The sequence below is a fragment of the Nitrincola iocasae genome (genome assembly GCF_008727795.1).
Classification (GTDB): domain Bacteria; phylum Pseudomonadota; class Gammaproteobacteria; order Pseudomonadales; family Balneatricaceae; genus Nitrincola; species Nitrincola iocasae.
Genome location: NZ_CP044222.1, coordinates 3,265,685 through 3,289,304 on the forward strand (window position 1 = coordinate 3,265,685; position 23,620 = coordinate 3,289,304).

The 23,620-nt window shown below is 50.6% G+C and carries 21 protein-coding genes; 5 read left to right on the plus strand and 16 right to left on the minus strand.

Annotated elements, in window-relative coordinates; translation table 11 throughout:
* Positions 1-69: 69 nt before the first annotated feature.
* The 15 genes from dnaE to rpsB all read right to left on the minus strand — a co-directional run bounded on the left by dnaE (position 70) and on the right by rpsB (position 16,691).
* Positions 70-3,576: a DNA polymerase III subunit alpha gene (gene dnaE, locus F5I99_RS15040; RefSeq protein ID WP_151059252.1), complete on the minus strand. Its 3,507-nt coding sequence runs from the start codon at positions 3,574-3,576 to the stop codon at positions 70-72.
* Position 3,577: 1 nt separating this feature from the next.
* On the minus strand, positions 3,578-4,162 hold the full coding sequence (rnhB, locus tag F5I99_RS15045) for a ribonuclease HII (RefSeq protein WP_151057385.1): 585 nt from the start codon (positions 4,160-4,162) through the stop codon (positions 3,578-3,580).
* Positions 4,159-5,319: a lipid-A-disaccharide synthase gene (gene lpxB, locus F5I99_RS15050; RefSeq protein WP_151057387.1), complete on the minus strand. Its 1,161-nt coding sequence runs from the start codon at positions 5,317-5,319 to the stop codon at positions 4,159-4,161. Before lpxB ends, rnhB begins: the two co-directional genes overlap by 4 nt.
* Before the next feature lie 9 nt (positions 5,320-5,328).
* Positions 5,329-6,105: an acyl-ACP--UDP-N-acetylglucosamine O-acyltransferase gene (lpxA, locus tag F5I99_RS15055; RefSeq protein WP_151057389.1), complete on the minus strand. Its 777-nt coding sequence runs from the start codon at positions 6,103-6,105 to the stop codon at positions 5,329-5,331.
* Positions 6,102-6,539 (minus strand): 3-hydroxyacyl-ACP dehydratase FabZ, encoded by a 438-nt coding sequence (fabZ, locus tag F5I99_RS15060; RefSeq protein ID WP_151057391.1) that lies wholly within the window; start codon positions 6,537-6,539, stop codon positions 6,102-6,104. The genes lpxA and fabZ overlap by 4 nt, the downstream gene beginning before the upstream one ends.
* Positions 6,536-7,573, minus strand: a complete 1,038-nt coding sequence (gene lpxD / locus F5I99_RS15065) for a UDP-3-O-(3-hydroxymyristoyl)glucosamine N-acyltransferase (protein WP_151057393.1) — start codon at positions 7,571-7,573, stop codon at positions 6,536-6,538. Before lpxD ends, fabZ begins: the two co-directional genes overlap by 4 nt.
* 8 nt (positions 7,574-7,581) lie before the next feature.
* Positions 7,582-8,076 (minus strand): OmpH family outer membrane protein, encoded by a 495-nt coding sequence (locus F5I99_RS15070; protein WP_151057395.1) that lies wholly within the window; start codon positions 8,074-8,076, stop codon positions 7,582-7,584.
* Between the two features lie 13 nt (positions 8,077-8,089).
* On the minus strand, positions 8,090-10,456 hold the full coding sequence (gene bamA / locus F5I99_RS15075) for an outer membrane protein assembly factor BamA (protein WP_151057397.1): 2,367 nt from the start codon (positions 10,454-10,456) through the stop codon (positions 8,090-8,092).
* 42 nt (positions 10,457-10,498) lie between these two features.
* Positions 10,499-11,851, minus strand: coding sequence for an RIP metalloprotease RseP (gene rseP, locus F5I99_RS15080; protein WP_151057399.1), 1,353 nt, complete (start codon positions 11,849-11,851; stop codon positions 10,499-10,501).
* 33 nt (positions 11,852-11,884) lie between these two features.
* On the minus strand, positions 11,885-12,694 hold the full coding sequence (locus F5I99_RS15085; protein WP_151057401.1) for a phosphatidate cytidylyltransferase: 810 nt from the start codon (positions 12,692-12,694) through the stop codon (positions 11,885-11,887).
* A gap of 3 nt (positions 12,695-12,697) precedes the next feature.
* Positions 12,698-13,408: a polyprenyl diphosphate synthase gene (gene uppS / locus F5I99_RS15090; RefSeq protein ID WP_456093912.1), complete on the minus strand. Its 711-nt coding sequence runs from the start codon at positions 13,406-13,408 to the stop codon at positions 12,698-12,700.
* 80 nt (positions 13,409-13,488) lie between these two features.
* Positions 13,489-14,046 (minus strand): ribosome recycling factor, encoded by a 558-nt coding sequence (gene frr / locus F5I99_RS15095; RefSeq protein WP_151057405.1) that lies wholly within the window; start codon positions 14,044-14,046, stop codon positions 13,489-13,491.
* Positions 14,039-14,794, minus strand: a complete 756-nt coding sequence (pyrH, locus tag F5I99_RS15100) for a UMP kinase (RefSeq protein ID WP_151057407.1) — start codon at positions 14,792-14,794, stop codon at positions 14,039-14,041. Before pyrH ends, frr begins: the two co-directional genes overlap by 8 nt.
* A gap of 192 nt (positions 14,795-14,986) precedes the next feature.
* A complete protein-coding gene (gene tsf, locus F5I99_RS15105) occupies positions 14,987-15,847 on the minus strand; it encodes a translation elongation factor Ts (RefSeq protein WP_151057409.1) in 861 nt (286 codons plus the stop codon).
* A gap of 109 nt (positions 15,848-15,956) precedes the next feature.
* Positions 15,957-16,691 (minus strand): 30S ribosomal protein S2, encoded by a 735-nt coding sequence (gene rpsB, locus F5I99_RS15110; RefSeq protein ID WP_151057410.1) that lies wholly within the window; start codon positions 16,689-16,691, stop codon positions 15,957-15,959.
* 301 nt (positions 16,692-16,992) lie between these two features.
* Between rpsB and map the strand changes: the two genes are divergently transcribed.
* The 5 genes from map (at position 16,993) to F5I99_RS15135 (ending at position 22,848) form a co-directional block, all read left to right on the plus strand.
* Positions 16,993-17,763, plus strand: a complete 771-nt coding sequence (gene map / locus F5I99_RS15115; protein ID WP_151057412.1) for a type I methionyl aminopeptidase — start codon at positions 16,993-16,995, stop codon at positions 17,761-17,763.
* Position 17,764: 1 nt separating this feature from the next.
* Positions 17,765-20,467, plus strand: a complete 2,703-nt coding sequence (locus F5I99_RS15120) for a [protein-PII] uridylyltransferase (RefSeq protein WP_151057414.1) — start codon at positions 17,765-17,767, stop codon at positions 20,465-20,467.
* A 112-nt stretch (positions 20,468-20,579) separates the two neighbouring features.
* The gene (locus F5I99_RS15125; RefSeq protein ID WP_151057415.1) at positions 20,580-21,083 is read left to right on the plus strand and encodes an LPP20 family lipoprotein; all 504 of its coding nucleotides are present in this window, start codon (positions 20,580-20,582) and stop codon (positions 21,081-21,083) included.
* 52 nt (positions 21,084-21,135) lie between these two features.
* A complete protein-coding gene (locus F5I99_RS15130) occupies positions 21,136-21,627 on the plus strand; it encodes a hypothetical protein (protein WP_151057416.1) in 492 nt (163 codons plus the stop codon).
* A 6-nt stretch (positions 21,628-21,633) separates the two neighbouring features.
* On the plus strand, positions 21,634-22,848 hold the full coding sequence (locus tag F5I99_RS15135) for a flagellar assembly protein T N-terminal domain-containing protein (RefSeq protein WP_151057417.1): 1,215 nt from the start codon (positions 21,634-21,636) through the stop codon (positions 22,846-22,848).
* Positions 22,849-22,859: 11 nt separating this feature from the next.
* Here the strand turns inward: F5I99_RS15135 and F5I99_RS15140 are convergent, their stop codons facing one another.
* Entirely contained in the window at positions 22,860-23,504 is a 645-nt protein-coding gene (locus F5I99_RS15140; protein ID WP_151057418.1) for an OmpA family protein, read from the minus strand.
* Positions 23,505-23,620 lie beyond the last annotated feature (116 nt).

Below are 23,620 nucleotides of genomic sequence, written 5' to 3' on the forward strand. Positions count from 1 at the left end.
AGCTATCAATACAACTTCAATATTTCAACCCTGAATTCAGGAACTATTATCTAATACAATCTAAACCACTCAGTTGTCAGGCCAAACCAGACGTACTGCCGGATTACCAAAGATCTCTTTCAGGGCAATAATCTGATCATCAGAGGGTTCCGAGTGCCAGGCTTCGCCCAGAAGCAAATCCCCTTCTGCATCCGCACGGCGAAAGCGTAAAGCCAGGGGGAGCTTCTCTGTCGCCTGGCGGGTGCTGGTCAGACAATCACTGAGTTGTCGCAGCCGGGCAGCGGTCAACGAAGACTGATCACAACAGATTTCAATCCGGCTGGCATGGCGTGCTCTGGCCTGGGTCACATTCATAACACTCTGACCGCGTACACGCACGCCGCCATTATAGTCATCCGGGGCCACCTCACCCTCGATCACCAATACCACATCTTTATTGATCAGATGCCGCGAGGCCTCATAGGTATCACCAAACAGGGTGATTTCCATGCGTGCGCTGCGATCATCCAGCGTCAGGATGCACAGGTTATCGCCCTTCTTGGTTTTCTTGATACGCAGATCCACGACTAATCCAGCCATTTTCTGTGTACGCCCGCGCTGGGGCTGTATATCCACCAGCTTACGACTCACCAGGCGGGATAATTCAGGTTCATACTCATCGATGGGATGCCCGGTCACATAAAGACCGAGGGTTTCCTTCTCACCCAGCAAGCGCTCTTTATCCGTCCAATCGCGCACCTGGGTAAATTCAGCATAAGGATCAGTTGATGTCTCTTCGACCACTTCACCAAACAGATCAAGCATGCCAGCATCGGCATTCCGAGCCGCCTGATCGGCTGTTTGCAACGCCGCAGCAATCGCCTGCCAGAGTACTGCTCGCCTGGCGCCGAGTTTATCCAGTGCCCCGCTACGAACCAGGGCTTCCATCACCCGCTTATTAAGGCGTTTAACGCCCACGCGGGCACAAAAATCGAACAGATCAGTAAAGTCGCCGCCCTGCTGGCGTGCGCTGACAATCGCTTCGACCGGCCCTTCACCGACACCTTTAACGGCGCCCAGACCGTACACTATTTCACCGGCGTCATTCACGGTAAACATAAACTCACTGGCATTGACATCAGGCAGATTCACGACCAGTTTCATCTGCCGGCACTCTTCAATGAAGATCACCACTTTATCGGTGTTCTGCATATCCGAAGAAAGCACCGCTGCCATGAAGGGTGCCGGATAGAAAGCCTTCAACCAGGCGGTCTGATAAGACACCAAGGCATAAGCGGCTGAGTGCGACTTGTTAAAACCATAACCGGCAAATTTCTCTACCAGATCAAAGATACTACCGGCAAGACCGACATCGATACCCTGATTAACAGAACCATCCAGGAAAAACTGCCGCTGCTTTTCCATCTCTTCGGCTTTCTTTTTACCCATCGCACGACGCAACAAGTCGGCTTCACCGAGTGAATAACCCGCCATAACCTGGGCAATCTGCATGACCTGTTCCTGATACAGGATGATGCCATAGGTTGGCTCCAGTACCGGCTGCAAACTGTCGAGTTGATAATCAGGGTGCGGCCAGGCCAGGGGGGCTCGACCATGCTTACGGTTGATAAAGTCATCCACCATGCCTGACTGCAAGGGTCCGGGACGAAACAGCGCCACCAGGGCGATAATATCTTCAAAACGGCTGGGCTGCAGACGGCGGATCAGATCTTTCATCCCGGAGGATTCCAGCTGAAACACTGCGGTAGTTTCCGCTCGCTGCAACATCTGAAACACCTGCGGGTCTTCAAGGTCGATACTTTCAATGGTGAGATCTTCCTCACCTTTACGCCGACGCAAGTGATTGATGGTACGTAAGGCCCAATCAATAATCGTCAGGGTACGCAACCCCAGAAAGTCAAACTTGACCAGACCGGCTTCTTCGACATCATTCTTGTCATATTGGGTGACCAGACCTTGTCCCTGCTCATCACAATAGGTCGCCGAAAAATCTGTCAGGCGAGTGGGCGCAATCACTACCCCGCCCGCATGCTTACCTACGTTGCGGGTAATCCCCTCCAGTTTGAGCGCCATTTCCCAGATTTCGGCGGCCTCTTCACTACCTTCAATGAACTCCTTGAGCAGCGTCTCCTGCTCAATCGCTTTACCCAGCGTCATGCCCACTTCAAAGGGAATCATTTTTGACAAGCGATCTGCCAGACCAAACGGCTTGCCCTGAACCCGGGCCACGTCACGCACCACCGCCTTCGCCGCCATGGTACCGTAGGTGATGATCTGCGATACCGCATCACGACCATAACGATCGGCCACATAATCGATTACCCGATCACGGTTATCCATGCAGAAGTCGATATCAAAGTCGGGCATGGAAACACGTTCAGGATTCAAAAATCGCTCGAACAGCAGGTCATATTCGAGCGGATCCAGATCAGTGATTTTCAGCGCATAGGCTACCAGTGAGCCAGCACCTGACCCCCTTCCCGGGCCTACCGGAATATCGTTATCCTTGGCCCACTGAATGAAGTCCATGACGATCAGGAAGTAACCCGGGAAGCCCATCTGAATAATAATATCCAGCTCAAATGTCAGGCGCTCATCATAGAGTTGGCGCTGAGCGGCATAATCCGGATCGGCGGGATCCAGAATAGTCTCTAAACGAAAGGCCAGGCCATCAAACGACTCTTTGCGGAAAAATTCATCCATCGTCATCCCCTCAGGGATGGGGTATTCCGGTAGATAGTAAGTTCCCAGCTCTATCTCAATATTGCAACGTCGAGCAATGGCGACACTGTTACTGATTGCTGATGGCAGATCAGCAAATAACTCCGCCATTTCCTGACTACTGCGAAAATACTGTTGTTCTGAGTAATCACGCGGACGTGAAGGATCAGCCAGTGTTCGGCTCTGGTTGATGCATACCCGCGCTTCATGCGCGTCAAAATCATCGGCATACAGGAACATGACTTCGTTGGTTGCTACCAGAGGGCAACCGGCTTGACTGGCCAACGCCGCACTGGCATGTACCAGCTCTTCATCATTGACACGCCCGGTACGTTGTATTTCCAGATAGAAGGCCTCGGGAAATACTGCCATCCACTCTTGCAGCAACGCCATTGCCTGATCCGTATGCCCCTCCAGCAAGGCCCGCCCCACTTCACCGCGTGACGCCCCAGACAAGGCAATCAAACCCTCGGCCTTTTCCCTGACCCACTCGCGCCGCACTAGAGCCCGGTCATCCTGTAGCGACTGGCCTTCAGCATAGGCGCGCGACACCAGCTCCATCAGGTTTTTATAACCACGACCATTACGAACCAAAAGCGTCAGGCGCGAGGGTTCAGCACTATCATCCTCAGGGTGAGCCAACCAGAGATCCACACCACAAATGGGTTTAATCCCCTCGGCTACGGCGGCTTTATAGAACTTTATCAGTGCAAACAGGTTGGTCTGGTCGGTCAGGGCAACGGCAGGCATCTGTTGTTGCGTTGCGGCGGCAACCAGCTTCTTGACCTTAACCAAGCCGTCATAAAGTGAATACTCACTGTGTACACGCAGGTGTACAAAGCTATCGGCGGTCATATCAATCAGCTCCTTCAAGCGTTTCACGTACCGGCCTGAAGCTGCGCCGGTGTTCTAGCAATGGACCCAGGCGCTGCAGTGCCTGCAGGTGCTCCCGCGTGGGGTAGCCTTTGTGACGGTCGAAACCATAGTCTGGATAGAGCTGATGCAACGCAACCATCTGCCGATCACGGGTGACCTTGGCCAATATCGACGCCGCACTGATACAGGCGTGACTGGCATCACCACCTACGATAGCCTCCGATGGCATGGGCAACTCAGGGCAACGATTGCCATCCACCAGCACCCGATCGACCTGACAAGTTAACGCCAGCACCGCACGCTGCATCGCCAGCATACTGGCATGCAGTATATTCAATTTGTCGATTTCCTGTACTGATGCACTGGCAATGGCATAACCTGCAGCTCGTTCACAAATCTGCTCATAGAGAAGATTACGGCGCTTTTCAGACAGTTTTTTTGAATCCTTCAATCCGTCAATCGGATTGAGTGGATCCAATACCACTGCGGCGGCCACCACCTGACCCACCAAAGGTCCACGTCCGACTTCATCAACACCGGCAACCCATAGCATCGACTCGGTCATAGCACCACCTGTTTATCACGTAGCAACGCTTCCACGGCATCTGCCGCTCGCTGACTGGCACCACCACGCAGACTTTGATGTATCTGTGTATAGGTTTCTGTAAGTTGCTGGCAAGCCACGGGGTCTGATAACCAATGCTCCAATTCGTTACACAAACGCTCAGGCGTAACGTCATCCTGCAATACTTCTGGCACCAGTGTCGCTTGCGCTAACAAATTGGGTAATGAAATCCAGCGACTTTTCACCATAGATGAAATAATACGGTAGGTCAGGGGCGCCATCTTATAAGCAACCACCATGGGTTTTTTACAGAACAAGGCCTCAAGTGTTGCCGTACCCGATGCAATCAAAATAGCGTTGCTGGCAGTCATTACCCGATCCGATTGCTTTAATACCAGACGCACAGGTAGATCCGTAAACTGCGTTTGTATCAGAGTTTGCAGGCTGTCAAAGCGTGCCTGATTGGCCGCCGGAATCAGGAATTCCACAGTGGGCCGTCGACTATGCAACAATCTGGCGGCTTGCAGGAATGGCAGCGCCAAACGCCCTACTTCGCCACCACGACTTCCGGGTAACAATGCAATGACACAGGCATCCTCAGCCACACCCAGTGCTTCACGTGCCGCCTGAGTATCCGGTTCCAAGGGAAACTGATCGGCCAAAGGATGACCGACAAAGGCGACCCGCTGTTGATTATCGCGATAAAAGTCAGCTTCAAATGGAAACAGTGTCAGCATCAAATCAGTACTGCGCTTGATCCCCTCGACCCGTTTTCGACGCCAGGCCCAGACGGATGGACTGACATAATGCACAGTATTAATACCCACATCATGCAGCTTGCGCTCCAGCCTCAGGGTAAAATCGGGGGCATCTATACCAATGACCAGATCTGGCGGTGCTAACCGCCAACGTTGTACTAACCGACGCCGAATACCCAGTAGCTCGGGCAAACGTCCTAGCACTTCAGTCAACCCCATCACTGACAGGCGTTCCATTGGAAACAGACTATGGAAACCCTCAGCCTGCATCAGCTCGCCGCCGATGCCCTCAGCCTGAAGATCGGGAAAACGCTGCTTTAGTTCAGCGAGTAACCTGGCACCCAGAATATCTCCTGAGGCCTCTCCGGCTACGATTGCAATACGAAGGGGTGCAGACACGTGAGCCTCCTAGCGAATAATGCCGCGTGAAGAGCTCTGAAATGAATCTATCAACAACTGAACTGCGCTGTCTTCTGCTGCTATTTCCTGCAACAACGGCAAGGCCTGTTCACGCGTCAGTCCCTGACGGTAAATAATTTTGTACGCGCGTTTCAGATGAGCCAGAGTCTCAGCACTGAAGCCCCGACGCTTTAAGCCTTCGACATTTATGCCATGGGGAGACGCCGTATTGCCATTAGCCATAACATACGCCGGTATATCTTTGAGTACCACGCTACCGGCGCCACACATGACATGCGCACCGATATGACAAAACTGATGCACGGCAGTAAAGCCACCCAGAATAGCATAATCACCGACCCGAACATGGCCTGCCAGTGCCGCATTATTAGCCAGAATAACCTGGTCTCCGACAATACAGTCGTGGGCCACATGCGCATAAGCCATCAACAGGTTGTGACTGCCGATACGGGTAACACCCTGATCCTGCACGGTACCCCGGTGCAGGGTGACGCCTTCACGAATGACGTTGTGATCGCCTATTTCGAGTCGGGTTGGCTCACCCTGGTATTTTTTGTCCTGACAGTCTTCACCGACACTGGCAAACTGAAAAATACGGTTGTGCTCGCCAATACGTGTCGGGCCTTTGATCACGACGTGCGAAGCAATCACACTACCGGCACCTATCTCAACCCCGGCACCAATATAGGTCCAGGGGCCAACAACCACATCACTTGCCAGTGTTGCTTGAGGATCAATAATAGCGGTTGGATCTATCTGGCTCATACTTTCCGGTCTGCACACAGAATGGTCGCACTGCAGACAATCAAATCGTCTACACTGGCTTTGACAGCAAATTTCCATATACCCCGGCGTTCGGACATCACACGGGCTTCTAACTTCACCTGATCACCGGGAACAACCGGGCGCTTAAAGCGCAGATCATCAGCTCCGACAAAATAATAAATAGAACCACCTTCCGGGGTTTTATCCATGGTTTTGAAACCCAGTATACCCGCGGCCTGAGCCATCGCTTCAACCAACAGCACACCCGGCATGACCGGATGTTCGGGAAAATGCCCGTTAAAAAACGGCTCATTCACAGTGACATTCTTGATTGCCACGATGGACTCACCGGGCACCAGCTCAATCACCCGATCAACTAGCAGAAACGGATAACGGTGCGGTAAATATTTGCGGATTTCTTTTACGTCCATCATGTTTTACTAACCTTATTAATATCTTCAGCCTTGGTTTGTTCCAGTGAACGCACCCGCTTTGCTAATTCATCCAACTGACGAAAACGTACAACATTGCGTTTCCATTGCTGATGAGGCTCCAATCCGGTACCTGAGGAATAGGTGCCGGGCTTATCAATCGATTTACTCACAAGACTCATTGCTGTTACATGGGTATCATCGGCAAGTGTCAGATGTCCAGTAACCCCTACCATACCTGCCAGCGTACAACGTTTACCGATGCGAGTACTGCCCGCAATCCCTGTACAGCCTGCGATAGCTGTATGTTCGCCAATAACAACATTGTGGGCGATCTGTATCTGATTATCGAGTTTAACGCCCTGCTCTATGCGGGTTGGGCTGAGTGCGCCACGGTCGATGGTCACACCCGCGCCGATTTCGACATCATCGCCAATGCGTACACCACCCAGTTGACAGATTTTAACCCAGCGCTGCTGATGACGCGCAAAACCAAAACCATCAGCCCCCAAGACACTGCCGCTATGTATAATCACCCGTGCGCCAATAATTACATCAGGATAAAGTACCACCCCTGCCTCAATCCGACTGTCCTTGCCGATTTGACAGCCACGCCCAATCACGACATGGGGGGCTATATAAACACCCGCTTCAATAATCACATCGGGGCCGATTACTGCCTGAGCACAAATCTGGGCTGACGCGTCAATCTGAGCGGTTGTATCCAAGGTTGCAGTCGCACAAACGCCAGGCTGAATCGCATCACGCCAATCAAACAACTGGCTCAGACGCGCGTAGGCCAGGTAAGGATCATCAACAATAATGGCATTATGGGGTACATGCACAGCTGCACTGGCATGCACCAATACCGCACCGGCATCAGAGACCTTTAATTGCTTTAGGTACCGCGAGTTTGCAAAAAAAGACAACTGATTCGACCGGGCATCTTCCAGCGTAGCCAACCCTGAAACACAGTAATCCGGATCACCTGACAACTGACCGCCAATATGTCCGACTAACTCACTCAGCCTATACACTGGATTATTTACTGCTGGTTCAACAGTTCGATCACTCGGGGGGTAAGATCAACGGTGCTACTGGTATATACAGTTGCCTGTTTGGCTACGACCACCTCGATATTCTCTGACTCGATCAATGTACGAATCGCCTGATCAAGCTTTGGACGCATCATGGTCAAGAACTCTTCTTCACGTTCCATGCGTTGCTGATTCAACTGTTCAGCACGCGTCTGAAACTCCGTATAGGCTTTCTCAAACTGCATAATCAATTGTTGTAGTTCTGCCTCAGAAACCAGATCCTGATTCTGCTGTACACGATCACGCGCCGCCACGGCCTGGCGCTCTAGTTCTGTCAAAGCAGTCTCTTCGGATGCAAACTCCTGCTCCAGTTGAGCTCGAAAATCATTCGCTGCCTGAGAGCTCAACAAGGCTTCCTGAACACCCAACACCCGCACTTTATCCGCCATTGCCCAGCTACTGCAACAGATTAAAACCATAACGGCTAACGCTTTAACTTTCATTATAACCCCTGTATCAGAATGTCTGTCCCAGCGCGAACTGAAACACCTCGGTTTTATCATCGGACTTACTATTGAATGCCTGTGCCAAAGAAATGGACAGAGGACCCACTGGCGTCAACCAACTCACCCCTATCCCTCCTGTATAGCGTATATCACCAAAGTCCACGCCCTCTACACAAGTCGATGTATCCAGAGCACCTGGCAAACACTCTGTGGTGAATACATTACCCGCATCCATAAATATTAAGGTACGCCAGGCACTTTGATCTTTCATAAAGGGAATCGGGAAAATCAGCTCAGCACTGCCCGCCACTAACACATTACCACCCATAGAACGTGAGTTGCTGCTTTGACTGCCTCGGCTGTAACGGGGGCCCAAAGTATTGGCTTCAAAACCTCTTACACTGGTCAAACCACCCGCATAGAAGTTTTTAAAGAAAGGGTAGTCCTTGTCATCCCCATAGGTGTCGGCGTAACCCACCCGGCCACGCAAGGCCGCCACCCAGGTTTCATCGTCGTTAAGCGGCCAGTAAAAACGGTTGTTATACTGCGCCCGATAATACTGCAGATCGCTACCCGGCAATGACACTTCAAATGTAGCGCCCTGCGACCGACCACGGGTGGGAAAGATGGCACGATTTAAGCGGTTATCACTCCAGCCAGCAGTAATTTTGGCATTTATATATTCATCACCATTATTATCCACATAGGCCTTTATAACATTCACAGCATCATTATCGCCGCTGGCGTTTAGTTCATCATTTGGTTTTAGGCGTAAAAACTCAACATCACCGGAAAAACTCAGACGCTGAAAATCGTCGATCGGATAACCGAAAGTGATCCCACCACCAATGCCATCGGTATTGTAATCCCCACGATCATCCTCATCGTAGTTTTCTTCACGGTAGTAAAAGTTGTAACCGCGACTGACACCATCAACGGTAAAGTAAGGGTCCAGATAGTTAAAGCTGTATTCGGTCAGGGTTGAACTATTGGAAATGTTAAACGCCACACTCTTGCCGGTTCCCAGGAAGTTATCCTGAGAAACCCCTAACTGCAGAATAATCCCTTCATTCTGTGCGAAGCCGACACTGGCGGTTAACTGACCAGACTGCTGCTCCTCAACGGTAATTTCCAGATCTACCTGATCATCAGTACCCGGTACAGGACGCGTTTCTATATTAACATTACTGAAATGTCCGGTACGCTCTATACGTGCTTTGGAGCGTTCTATGGCTTCACTTGAGACAACCCCTGCCTCCATCTGCTCCAACTCTCGACGAATCACCTCATCGGCAGAGCGGGTATTACCACGAATGGCAATACGTCGGACATAAGTCAACTTACCCGGCTCAATAAAATAACGCAGGGATACGCTGCCGGACTCCTCATCCACCTGAGGTATAGGGCTGACGTTAGCAAACAGATAACCCTCATCTCCGAGCAAACGCTGCAAGCGCTCCTGGGAATCAATCATTTCGCGGCGGGAGAACATATCACCCTCACCCAGACTCATCTTACTGATCAGTTCATCTTCACCGACAATAAGATTCCCCACCATCAGCACTTCACTGACGGTATACTGTTTTCCTTCAGTGATACCCACTGTGATAAAGACATCTTTTTTATCCGGCGAGACAGAGACCTGAGTTGAATCAAGGGAAAAATTGATATAGCCGCGGTCCAGATAATAGGAACGTAAACGTTCCAGATCTCCGGAGAGTTTTTCACGGGAATACTGATCAGATTTGGTATAGAAAGTCAGAAATCCTGGCAACTTAAGTGAAAAAAGGTCTATCAGCTCATCGTCTGGAAACGCTTCGTTACCGACGATATTAATGTGTTGAATACTGGCAATACGGCCTTCAGTGATATTGATATTTAGGGCAACACGATTACCTGGAAGGGTCTCTACCTCAGTCTGAATATCGGCACCATAGCGACCCTGAGCAGAATATACTCGCATCAGGTCAAGTTCGATCTGATCCAGGGTCGCACGGCGAAATACATCACCTTCCTGTAGACCGGATTGACTTAAACCTTCGCGCAGCGGTTCTTCCTTGATGGCTTTATTACCCTCAATACGAATGATGGCGACAGATGGTCGCTCACGCAGCACCAATACCAGCACATCGCCGTCACGATTGAGTTGCACATCATCAAAGTAACCCGAGCGAAACAACTCGCGGGTTGCCGATGCCAATTTTGCGGCATCTACCTGATCACCAGCAGCCACTGGAAAATTACGGAACACCGCCCCCGGATCAACCTGCTGCAGACCTTCAACACGAACATCACTGACAACGAAAGGCAGCGTATTAGCATGCCCCTGTGTAACCCAGAGCAGTGAAATAAGGAACAACATTAACGTGTGCTTCATGGCGTAAATACTTTTGTTGTCTGTCGGTTTAAGAATGCCTGCTCAGAGGCGCGCTATATCATTGAACATCGCCACAGCCATCAGGCTAAATAACAGCAACATTCCGATTTTCAGGCCTAATGACTGCACCTGTTCGCTAACGGGCTTACCTCTGATTAACTCGACCATATAATACATCAGATGGCCACCATCGAGCATAGGTATCGGTAACAAATTCAGTATCCCGAGACTGATACTCAGATAGGCAAGAAAACTGATAAAGGCTTCCAGGCCAGATGCAGCTGAATCCCCTGCCACTTTAGCAATGGTTATCGGACCACTCAAGTTTTTAACCGAGATGATTCCTGTAAACATCTTACGAATTGAGTCCAGCGTCAGCACAATCATCTGACCGGTACGCTCAACTCCCATCACTAACGCCGTAACAGGACCATAGCGTATTTCACGCTGCATTGCCTCGGGCCACTCTGGCACCTGCACACCCGCGCCAATGAAACCGCTGACCGATCCATCTTCTGCCCTACGTGAAGCGGGTGTCACTTCAACAGTCAGCACACGACCAGAGCGTTCAACCTCGAATACCCGAGGCTGGTCAGCACTTGCTTGAATCAACTCAACCAAACCCTGCCAGGTATCAGCGAGCTCTCCATCAACCCGAAGTATTCGATCTCCAGTTTGCAGGCCAGCTTGTGCAGCACGGCCATCTTCCAGCAACTGGCCAAGCACGGGTTCCACATCGGGCCGCCAGGGAATAAAGCCCAACGCCGTGACCGGTGACTCGCGATCGAGATCTACTCGCCAATCATTCAACTGCACTGTGTAGTTATGTGCACTGCGCCCTGATTCAGACGCTTGTATTTCAATTTCTCGGGTATCACCAATCAAAGCCGCCAGTCGCAGGTTTACCTGCTCCCAGGAATTTACCTCATAACCATTGATTGACTGTATTTCTACACCCGCGCCTAAGCCAGCAACCGCAACAGGCGAACCCGGACGCACCTCACCGACCTTAGGAATGATCACACTGGTTCCCAACACGAACAGGAACCAGTAAGCCAGCACAGCAAACAGTAGATTCACTACCGGCCCTGCCGCCACTATAGCAATACGCTGCATTACCGGCTTGGTATTAAACGCTTGTCCCTGCCATTCAGCTGGCACGGTATCTTCGCGCTCATCCAACATGCGCACATAACCACCCAACGGAATCGCCGCAACGACGTATTCGGTCTGATCCTTTCCTTTCCATGAGAACAGCGGCTTGCCAAAGCCGATTGAAAAGCGCAGCACCCGGACTCCACAACGACGGGCAACCCAGTAGTGCCCCCATTCATGAATCGTTACAAGGACCCCAAGCGTTACCAGGGTCGCCAACAAAGTCTGGATCAATCCCATTTATCACTCCAGGTAAAATGGATAACACTCAACTCAGAGTGCCGGCAGATACATAAGCCCCAGCAAAAACACTGGCGCAGCAGCCGTCAGGCTGTCAATCCTGTCAAGAACGCCACCATGTCCAGGCAGGAGCGTACCACTGTCTTTGATACCTCTCTCGCGCTTGAACATACTTTCAAATAGATCTCCCAGCACTGATGCCATGGCGGTAATCACCGCCAACAGTACAAGGAAGACTGTCGCCATCAGCGAAAGTTCACGGAAAAAAGCATACAGCAATGCAATCATCACACACGTCAGCAGACCGCCCAGCAAGCCTTCAAGGGTTTTCCCAGGACTGACTTTAGGCATAAGTTTATGCTTACCCAGCGCTTTTCCAGAGAAATAGGCACCAGTATCTGCCCCCCATACCAACAGCAGCAACAGCAGGATCAACCACTCACCCTGTTCCAGCGCCTTGATCTCACTTAAAGCCAGCCAAGCAGGAATCAGTACCAAAAGACCTATAAACAACTTTGGGGTACTGGCTTTCCAACGCACTCCTTCGGGGTAGCGCAGCACCATAGTAAGCGCCAGCAGCCAGAAAGCGCCCGCTACAAGCATCACCTGGGCAACCAACACACTGGTCGCAAACCACTCAAGTAACAGGATCAGAACCGCGCCCACTGCCACATAAAGTGCTCGATCACGCACATCAAAACGGCAAAAATTAGACCATTCCCACACACCATAAAGTGTTGCCAGAGCGACCAACAAGGAAAACAGCCATACCGGCGCCCAGATCACCGCACTCAGGATCAGAACGCTTAACACAACGGCTGTGATGACTCTTTGCTTCAGCACTATTCAGGCCTCTATCTGGTCAGATGTTTTTCCAAAACGACGTTGACGATTAGCAAAACTCTCAATTGCTTTACTCAGTTCTGCTTTGCCAAAATCCGGCCAGTAACAGTCGCAAAAATACAGCTCTGTATAAGCCATCTGCCAGATTAAAAAGTTACTGATACGCTGCTCACCACCCGTACGAATGCAAAGATCAGGTTCAGGCATATTGGCCAGGGAAGTAAAGCTATCGAACAGAGCCTCATCTAGATCTGACGGCTGCAACTGACCATCCAGACAAGACTGCATTGCAGCTCGTGCTGCCTGTACCACGTCCCAGCGCCCACCATAATTAGCAGCAATATTCAGTATTAAGCCCTCGTTACCAACCGTCAGCGCTTCTGCGGCAGCCATTTTCTGCTGTAATCTGGCAGAAAAACGCTGCCGATCGCCGATTATATTCAGACGAATACCATGACGATGCAGTTTTTTCACCTCGCGATCCAGCGACAGCATAAACAGATCCATTAACCCCCGAACTTCCTTCTCCGGACGCTTCCAGTTTTCACTGCTGAACGCAAAAAGCGTTAATACTTCTACACCCTGCTCGACACAACCTTCTATAGTTTGACGAACACTGCTGACGCCGGCTTTATGACCCGCGACACCCGGCAAATGACGCTGTTTCGCCCAACGATTGTTGCCATCCATAATAATGGCAACATGACGGGGCACAGAGGCGGTGCTTGTTTGACTTGCAGATGAGGACATAAGGACGAGTGGCGGGACTTACGCCCCGCGCTCCGGCAGATACATTAAATTTCCATAAGATCTGACTCTTTCTGAGTCAGCAATGCGTCCACTTCCGATACGAACTTATCGGTCAGCTTCTGAACCGCGTCTTCGCCACGGCGCTCTTCATCTTCACTGATGGCTTTTTCTTTCAACAGATCTTTAATGCTACCGTTGGCATCACGACGTATATTGCGAATGGCTACTTTAGCCGCTTCGGCTTCTGAGCGCGCCTGTTTGATATAACCCTTACGCGTCTCTTCGGTCAGCGCAGGCATAGGCACACGAATCACATCACCGGCGGCATTAGGATTAATACCCAGATCTGACTTCATAATGGCTTTTTCAATCTCTGGCACCATTTTCTTTTCCCAAGGGATCAACGTCAGCATTCTTGAATCTTCAACGTTAATATTGGCAACCTGAGAAAGCGGCACCATGGAACCATAGTAAGATACCTGAACACTATCCAGAATACTGGGATGCGCACGGCCTGTACGAATTTTTTTGAAGTTATCGACCAAGGATTCAACACTTTTGGCCATACGCACTTCAGCGTCTTTAGTTATTTCATTAAGCATAGGTTTCTCCTGCAGCCGGATAGGCATCAATAAGTGTTCCTTCGTCCCCACCCATCACCAGATTCACCAGCGCACCGTGTTTATTCATATTAAACACACGTACCGGCATATTATGATCACGAGTCAGACAGATTGCCGTCATATCCATGACACCCAACTGTTTTTCCAGAACTTCATCAAAACTTAAATGTTTGTAACGCTTTGCCGACGGGTCTTTCATCGGATCCGCCGTATAGACGCCATCTACCTTAGTAGCCTTAACCACCACATCAGCTTCTACTTCTATTCCGCGAAGGCACGCCGCCGAATCCGTGGTAAAGAAGGGATTACCTGTGCCCGCAGCGAAAATAACCACATCGTTCTGACGCAGGTAGCGCATGGCATTACGACGGTCATAATGATCGACCACACCCGACATGGGAATTGCCGACATCACTCGCGTAGCAATATTACAGCGCTCCAGTGCATCGCGCAGCGCCAGGGCGTTCATAACTGTAGCCAGCATGCCCATATGATCACCAGTAACACGATCCAGGCCTGCGGCGCTCAGCGCGGCGCCACGGAATAAATTACCGCCACCGATCACTATACCAACCTGAACACCAATACCTACCAATTGCCCTATTTCAAGCGCCATGCGGTTAAGTACCTTGGGATCAATACCGAAATTTACTTCACCCAGCAGCGCTTCACCACTGAGTTTGAGGAGAATACGTTTATATCTGGATTGTTTATCAGCGACCGGCATCGATGGGTTCTCCGCACTTAATGAGTTGCAACAGTGTACAAGAAAACAGCGCGATTACGCAGTTTTTTCTGCCGAAAACACAGCCTGCCCAACAGCACTATGGGCAAGCTCAACGCTCACCCATAGTGTATTTATCCAGCCCAAGCCTTTAACACATCAGCTATTCGGGCCCTGTCAAGCAGACCAGACCGATCAGCCCTTAAGCTGCTCAGCCACTTCAGCAGCGAAGTCTTTCTTCTCAACTTCGATACCTTCACCTACACCAACACGGATAAATGAAACCACCTCAGCACCGGCCGCTTTAACCAGTTGACCAACAGTCTGCTCTGGGTTCTTGACGAACGCCTGCTCAACCAGACTATTTTCAGCGAGGAACTTCTTAATCCGGCCCATCGCCATTTTTTCTTTGATTTCCTGTGGCTTACCGTCCATATCCGGCTGCGCCATGATGATCTCTTTCTCACGCGCCAGCTCTTCCTGAGGCATATCATCAGGCTTGGCAACACGCGGGTTAACAGCGGTAACGTGCATGGCAACATCACGTGCCACGTCAGCACTGGCACCGCTAAGCGCCACAACAGCAGCCAAACGGTTCGTGCTGTGCACATAACCATCAACCATGGCACCTTCAACCAGGAACAAACGGCGCACAGTGATATTTTCACCGATTTTTTGTACCAGCGCTTCACGCGCAGATTCAAGCTCACCCGCCATCAGCGCCGCAACATCAGTCTGTTTATCTGCAAATGCTTTATCCAGCACTTTATTAACAAAACCCAGGAAGTTTTCATCACGTGCAACAAAATCAGTTTCGGAGTTCACTTCCAGCAGCACTGCATAGCTGTTGTCATCAGCAACACGCAATGCAACTACACCATCAGCCGCCGTACGACCGGCTTTCTTGGCAGCTTTCATACCGGAAGACTTGCGCAGATCATCAATTGCCTTTTCGATATCGCCTTCCGACTCAACCAGGGCTTTCTTGCATTCCATCATGCCCAGACCGGTACGCTCACGCAGCTCTTTTACCATCGCAGCAGAGATATTCGCCATGTTACTCATCCTCAAAACATCAATTATTCATTAATCTGATCGAAAAAAGGGGAGCTTCGCTCCCCCGTCTGACAATCACCAAGCCTGACACGCCAGGCTTACAAACTGATTACTCAGCCGCTGTTTCTTCAACTTCAACGAATTCGCTCTTATCAGCTACAGTCTTGCCCTGACCTTCAATGCAGGCATCTGCAACAGAGCTGGCATAGATCTGAATAGCGCGCAGCGCATCATCATTACCAGGAATGACATAATCGACGCCATCCGGGTTGCTGTTGGTATCAACCACACCAATAACCGGAATACCCAGCTTGTTGGCTTCATTGATCGCAATACGCTCATGATCCACGTCGATAACAAATAGCGCATCAGGCAGACCGCCCATTTCTTTGATACCACCGATGGAGCGCTCTAGCTTCTCCATTTCACGGGCACGCATCAGCGCTTCTTTTTTGGTCAGCTTGTCAAACGTACCGTCCTGAGACATAGTCTCAAGCTCACGCAGACGACGAATAGACTGACGAATGGTTTTGTAGTTGGTCAGCATACCACCTAACCAGCGGTGGTTAACGTAAGGCATACCGGAACGAACAGCTTCTTCCTTGATCACCTTGCTGGCAGCACGCTTGGTGCCAACAAACAAAATTTTATTTTTGTTTGAAGCCATGTTGTGCACGACATCCAGAGCATTATTCAGCGCTGGCAGGGTGTGTTCAAGGTTAATAATATGGATTTTGTTACGTGCACCAAAGATGAACTTGGTCATCTTGGGGTTCCAGTAACGGGTCTGGTGACCGAAATGTACGCCTGCTTTCAGCAGATCACGCATTGAAACTCTAGCCATTTTAAATTTCCTGTAGTGGGTTTAACCTCCACCTACCCCATCTTTCCACTGCCGAGGCAGCACCCAGAAAGCCTGTGCCGGTAAGTGTGTGTGTTAAAAAGTGCCTAAGCACGGTTTTTTTGGAGCGCATTTTATACCATAAGCCGCATTTTTTTAAAAGCAACTTTTAGCAGCCATAGCAACAAGCTTGCAGAATTCTATCAGTAAGTCCACTTCCCTTGCTGCTAACCCTTATCACTCTGCTCAGTTATTCGCTACAATGTCTGTTAGTTTACAGATTAATCAGGAATAAATTGCGCCCATGAGCATCAGCATTAAAACTCCGGAAGAAATCGAAAAAATGCGTATCGCTGGCCGACTGGCGGCGGAAGTACTGGAAATGATTGCGCCTTACGTCAAGCCGGGGGTGACCACTGACGAGCTGGACACCCTCTGTCATGACCACATCATCCATGTACAAAAGGCGATTCCCGCACCGCTGAACTATCATGGCTTCCCTAAGTCTATTTGCACCTCAGTGAACCATGTTGTCTGTCACGGCATTCCTAACAACAAAAAACTTAAAGAAGGGGATATCGTCAATATAGATATTACCGTTATTAAAAACGGTTACCACGGCGATACCAGCCAGATGTTTTATGTTGGTAACGTCCCCGCCCACGCGCAGCGCCTGTGCGAAATCACGCAAGAGTGCCTATATAAAGGTATTGCACTGGTTAAGCCTGGTGCACGCCTGGGTGACATAGGTGAGGTGATACAGCGTTACGCCGAGAGCAACCACTATAGTGTGGTTCGCGAGTATTGTGGTCATGGCATCGGCAGTGAATTCCATGAAGATCCACAAGTACTGCATTATGGCAAAGCCGGTACCGGTGATGTGCTGCTGGAAGGTATGTGTTTCACCATCGAACCAATGATTAATGCCGGCAAACGCCAGGTCAAGCTATCCAAGCGGGATGGCTGGACTGTAGAAACAGCAGACCGACGCCTGTCGGCACAGTGGGAGCACACTTTACTGGTCACAGCCGATGGCGTCGAAGTGCTAACCCGTCGCAACGAAGAGTCTTTCTGACATGCCCACTACGCCCGTTTACACCCAGCCTGTACCTGAATATCTCAATCCTGATGCTTTGCGTATCAGCCTTGAGCAACGCAGCGATAAACCCCTCAACCTGCTGCGTCAAGCCTTACGGAATGCTGAAACACTGATGGATCAGGATTTTCGCCAAGGCGGTGATATTCGCAGACTGATTTATGGGCGTGCCTGGGTACTGGATCAGGTATTAACACTTGCCTGGCAGCTATTCAACTGGCCCGATGAATCCAAAATTTCATTATTGGCCGTGGGTGGCTATGGGCGTGGCGAACTGCATCCTTATTCAGATATCGACATCCTGCTGCTGACAGACGAAATCGACGCCAGCGATTTTGCTGACAGTATCAGCGCCTTCCTGACCCTGCTCTGGGACCTCAAGCTAGACATAGGCTCCAGCGTACGCAGCATCAACGAATGCTATGATGAGTCCAGGAACGATATCACCATCGCTACCAATCTGATTGAATCCAGAACCCTGTGTGGCAACCCGGACTTGCAGCAACGTATGTATGCCCGAGTCACCTCTGAACAAGCCTGGTCTGACAAAGAGTTTTTCAAAGCCAAACTCCAGGAACAGTCAGAACGCCACATCCGCACCAACAACACTGAGTACAACCTGGAACCCAATCTGAAGAACTCACCCGGTGGCTTGCGTGACCTGCAAACGATCGGCTGGGTATCCAAACGTCACTTCGGTGCCACCTACTTACGCGACCTAGTCGATCACGGCTTTCTGACCGAAAGTGAACTTGAGTCACTGAATAAAGGTGAGCTTTACCTCTGGACAGTTCGCTATGCATTGCACATGTTGAGTAAGCGCCGCGAAGACCGATTACTGTTTGACCATCAACGCACCCTGGCTTCATTCTTCGGCTATGAGGACCAGGAAGGCGCGCTGGCTGTTGAGCAGTTCATGAGCAACTATTACCGCGTTGCTAAAGCCATGTCCGAATTTAATGACATGCTGCTACAGTATTTTGATGAAGTTATATTGCGTGGTGAAGATCAACATCATACCGAACCTCTAAATAACCGCTTTCGCATTCACAATGACTATTTAGAAGCCACCTATGACAAGGTATTCGAGCATCATCCGTTTGCCATGATGGAGCTTTTTGTACTCCTGGCACAAAATCCGCAAATCAAGGGTGTCAGAGCCGCTACCATCCGGCTGATTCGAGAGCATCGCCATCTTATCGATAAGGATTTTCGCAACGACCTGCGTAACACATCTCTATTCATGGAGCTGTTGCGCTCTGAGGAGGGGGTTTCTACACAACTTAAGCGCATGAACCGCTATGGTATCCTTGGTCGTTATCTACCTGAGTTTGGTAAAATTGTCGGTCAGATGCAACATGACCTGTTTCATATTTATACCGTGGATGCACATACGCTCAAAGTGATTCAGATGATGCGCCAGTTTCGTCACGAAAACATGCAGCAGAGCTTCCCTCTGGCCCACCGCATTATTAACCAACTGCCGAAAATTGAGCTGCTCTACATCGCTGGCCTCTACCATGACATTGCCAAAGGCCGGGGGGGTGACCACTCTGAACTGGGTGCCGAGGATGTCATTGGCTTCTGCCGTCGCCATCACATTGGCAAGTGGGACACGCAACTGATCGCCTGGCTGGTACGGCGCCACCTGTTTATGTCGATGACTGCACAGCGCCGGGATATCTCCGACCCGGAAGTGATTCATAAATTCGCACTGGAAGTCCGGGATATAGTACATCTGAACTATTTATATGTGATGACAGTGGCCGACATCAATGCCACCAACCACACCCTTTGGAACAGCTGGCGCGGCACACTGCTGCGGCAACTCTATACCGAAACCAAACGGGCGCTGCGACGCGGCCTTGAAAACCCGATGAACAAGGAAGACCGCATCGAGCAGCTGCAAATTGAAGCCCTGCAGCTATTACATCGAATGAGTAAAACCGAAGAGGAAGTGCGAGGCTTCTGGCGCCTACTAGGTGATGAGTATTTTATGCGTGAAGATTCTGCCAATATCGCCTGGCATACGCAGATCATCCTTGAGCATGCCGATCAACCACTGCCACTGATTCAGGTGCATAAAACCTCCTATCGACTTTATGAAGGTGCTACCGAAATTTTCATCTATGCCGATGATCTGCCCTACCTGTTTCCAGCAACCGTGGCGGCCCTAGATCAACTGCACCTTAACGTTGTTGATGCCCGTATCATTCCCACTGACAACGGCCGTACCCTGAACACCTATACCGTGCTGACCGAAGATAACCAACCCCTGTCAGATGACCCGGCTTACCTGCAGAGCATTCAGCAGCATCTGACCGAAGAGCTGGACGATCCAGATGACTTCCCCGAGATTATTCAGCGACGGGTACCACGCGTTCTCAAACTTTTTACCATCCCAACCAGCGTCAATCTGAGCAACGACCCCAGCAGTCAACAGACTGTATTGGAAGTGATGACCTCCGACCGACCCGGGCTACTGGCTCGACTGGGACGTATCTTTGTAGAGTTTGATATTTCGGTACGTAAAGCCAAAATTTCTAACATTGGCGAACGGGTAGAGGATTTTTTCTTTATCACTAATGCAGAAGGCAATCCCATCAGTGATCCAGAACTTTGCCAACAATTGCAGACGGACATCTGCCAAAAACTGGATGAGCATATACAACACAGTAATTGAAGCATGATAAAAACAGCAGGTTATCATCGGATTTTAAAGTTTTTCCGAAATCGTCCGATAACCACTACATTCAGTGTTAGCATTCCGAGCAAAGCAATAAGAGACCTTGACCATGAACAGACTGACTTCATTAATGATCGCCCTTGCCGCCTTGATCCTGATCAGTGGCTGCTCCTCCCAATACAATACCCGCAGTGACGCTTTCAATGATGACTCGGATATTATCATCGTTAAGGTCACAGGCTATGGAGCACCGAAAAACACCTTTGCTAATGCCGCACAGCGCCGCCTGATGACTATGCGAGCATCTGAGATCGATGCGTATCGCAAAGTAGCTGAGCAGGTTTCCGGAATTTATATCAGCGGCGACAGTGATCTGAACAACTTCATGGCCGGTGATGATCGCCTGAGAACTCAAATTAACACTTTCATTCAGGGCGCCTCAATTACTCACCAGGAGATGCTGGATGATGGCGTTGCGTTGACTCACATGTCTCTGCAAGTCAGCCGTAACCAACTGATCAGGATGCTGGAAAAGGAAAACAGCAATCCGGTCCGCCGGGGAGCCGGGTTAGTTCCTGGTGGAACGGTTCGTGATCCAGGCTATACCTTTTGACAGAAACAGATCCAGTCGCGCGACTCCATTGGTTTTAGTGAAAGGGTGATTCATGTCAACTAAATACTGGATCGTCAGTCTACTTTGCCTGCTACCCTGGCAGGCTTCTGCCCAGAACCTCCCGCCTGGGCCACAACAGCCCGTACAGTCGCAGGCAAGTGTTGAGCGCATCAGTAATGAGCTGGCCGCACTGGCCCGCACTGAAATCCGCGCAGGCAACCACAAGCGCTTCCTATTGCAACAGCAAGGGTCTAGCCTGGAAGCGCTTCCTGACAGTTTTATATTTGATTACCCCCCGGCCGGAACGCACGGACAGATTCAGCAAATTTTCTGGAATGAACCCGAAAGCCTGTTTGCACTGGTCAATCTGGGCAAGCAACATCAGGTTCTGCCCGGCCACTTGCTGCGTTACAGCAAACGTTATCCGGGCCATGCAACACTTCCCGGCGGTGTGCTGATGATTTTGCAAACCTTTGAGCAACAAAGTTATGCGCAGATTCTTCAGGCTAACCGTGTACCTGCCGTCAACGACCCCATAGAGTGACCCCTCATGCGCCGGATTATATGTCTGCTACTACTCAGCCTGATCATTGCTTCACCTCTACAGGCCGAAGTACCGCGCACTATTGAAGCGGAGGGAACAGCAACAATCACAAATGGTGATCTGATTACAGCCAGACGCACAGCCGTTAACCAGGCTGCGGAAATGGCTACAAGGCGAGCTTCAACATTTGTCTCTTCAAGCTCAGAAGTAAGGGATGGCGCACTGGTCAGCGACAACACCCGCATCACCAGCAATGGGCTACTACATGACATTCATGTTATTGAAGAACACCTGAACGGCAATGAACTCACCGTCAGAATCCGGGCGCAGGTAAGTGGCGCTCAGGGCTGTCCCGGCGGCATGGAAGAAAGTGCTTATCAGCGTAATATCGGCTTCACTGCTTTTCCTATGACACAACCCTCACAAGCCAACGCCGGTGGCCTGCATCAGATAGCTACACAGCTACCCGAGTTAATGGCACGCGAGCTAAAGCAAAGTCCGGGCTTCAACAGCCACACAGCTACCCATCTGACATTACACCCCAACCTGCAAAACGCACCGACACAAATGCTCGATGATGGCACTCTGACCAATCTGCAGCGTCACACTGAACAGACCAACATGCAGTATATTGTCTCCGGCGTCATTCGTGATATCAGCCAGCGCAACCCACAGGGCGCACGCGAGCCCAACATTCTGGTAGATTTGTACCACCGCGTCGACCCTAATAATGATCGCAACCTGCGTGCATTCATCATGGATGTATATATCCACGACGCATTCAGCGGTGGTCTGATCTGGCAAAACCGCTATATGACAGCAGGCCTCTGGAATGCAGGCCAACAACGCACCGGATTTGCCACCGACGCGTTCTGGCAACAGGATTATGGTCAGAAAGTGCGCAGAACTATGCGCCAGGTCGTTGCGGATATTAATGATGCACTGCGATGCGAGCCCTTCAGTGCCCGCATCACTCGTACAGAGCAGAACCGGGTCTGGATCAATGCTGGCGAACTAAGCGGTATCAATCCAGGAGACAGGCTCTCAGTCTACCGCCGCTATACCCATTATGATGCCATGCAAATAGCCTATCCGGAGTTCACCAACACCCAGAGAACACTGACTATCGACTCAGTTCAACCGAACTTTGCCAGCGGCACACTCAACAGTGGCGCTGGAGAGATTAACATCCAGCGCGACGATATCGTCAAGAGCCAGTAGAAACGGTATTACTACTGCTGCCCACGAATATTAATTTCTACCCGGCGATTCAGCGCACGACCATGCACGGTCGAATTGTCAGCCACCGGTTGGTTCGGCCCATAACCAAGGGTTGATACCCGCATAGGGCTGATCCCAGCACTGATCAGTCGCTGCGCTACACTCTGCGCCCGGCGTTCAGACAGCTGCTGGTTATACTGCAGACTACCGGTACTGTCGGTATGGCCTTCGACATCGATCAAGGTCTGATCATATTGACGCAGCACGTTGGCAACCGAGTCCAAGGTTTCATAGAAGGCAGGCTCTATGCGGTCTTCATTGGTGGCAAAGGTGATGCTACCAGGCATCACCAACTGAATTTCGTCACCTACCCGGTTTACATCAACACCAGTACCCTGCAACTGCTGGCGCAGATGCGCTTCCTGCTGGTCCATATAATACCCCACACCGCCACCGACGGCAGCACCCACCAGCGCCCCGACCAGCGCGCCTTCATTACGCTTACCGGAACCGGCTACGGCTGCACCCAGTGCGGCACCTCCAACAGCACCTCCCGCCGTCCCTTTGACGGTATTCGAGGTATCATAGGGGTTCATAGTGTTGCAACCCGCCAGTAACACAACAGAGGCTGCAGCCAGGGCAATTTTATTTTTCATGAATAGGCTCTCCAGTAATCAACATAAACCCAAGTTATACGCGCAGAAAACTGAACAACGCATGAAGCAATACACAGCAAAGCGCTCAGGGTGCTGGTACAGTACTCACCTAACCG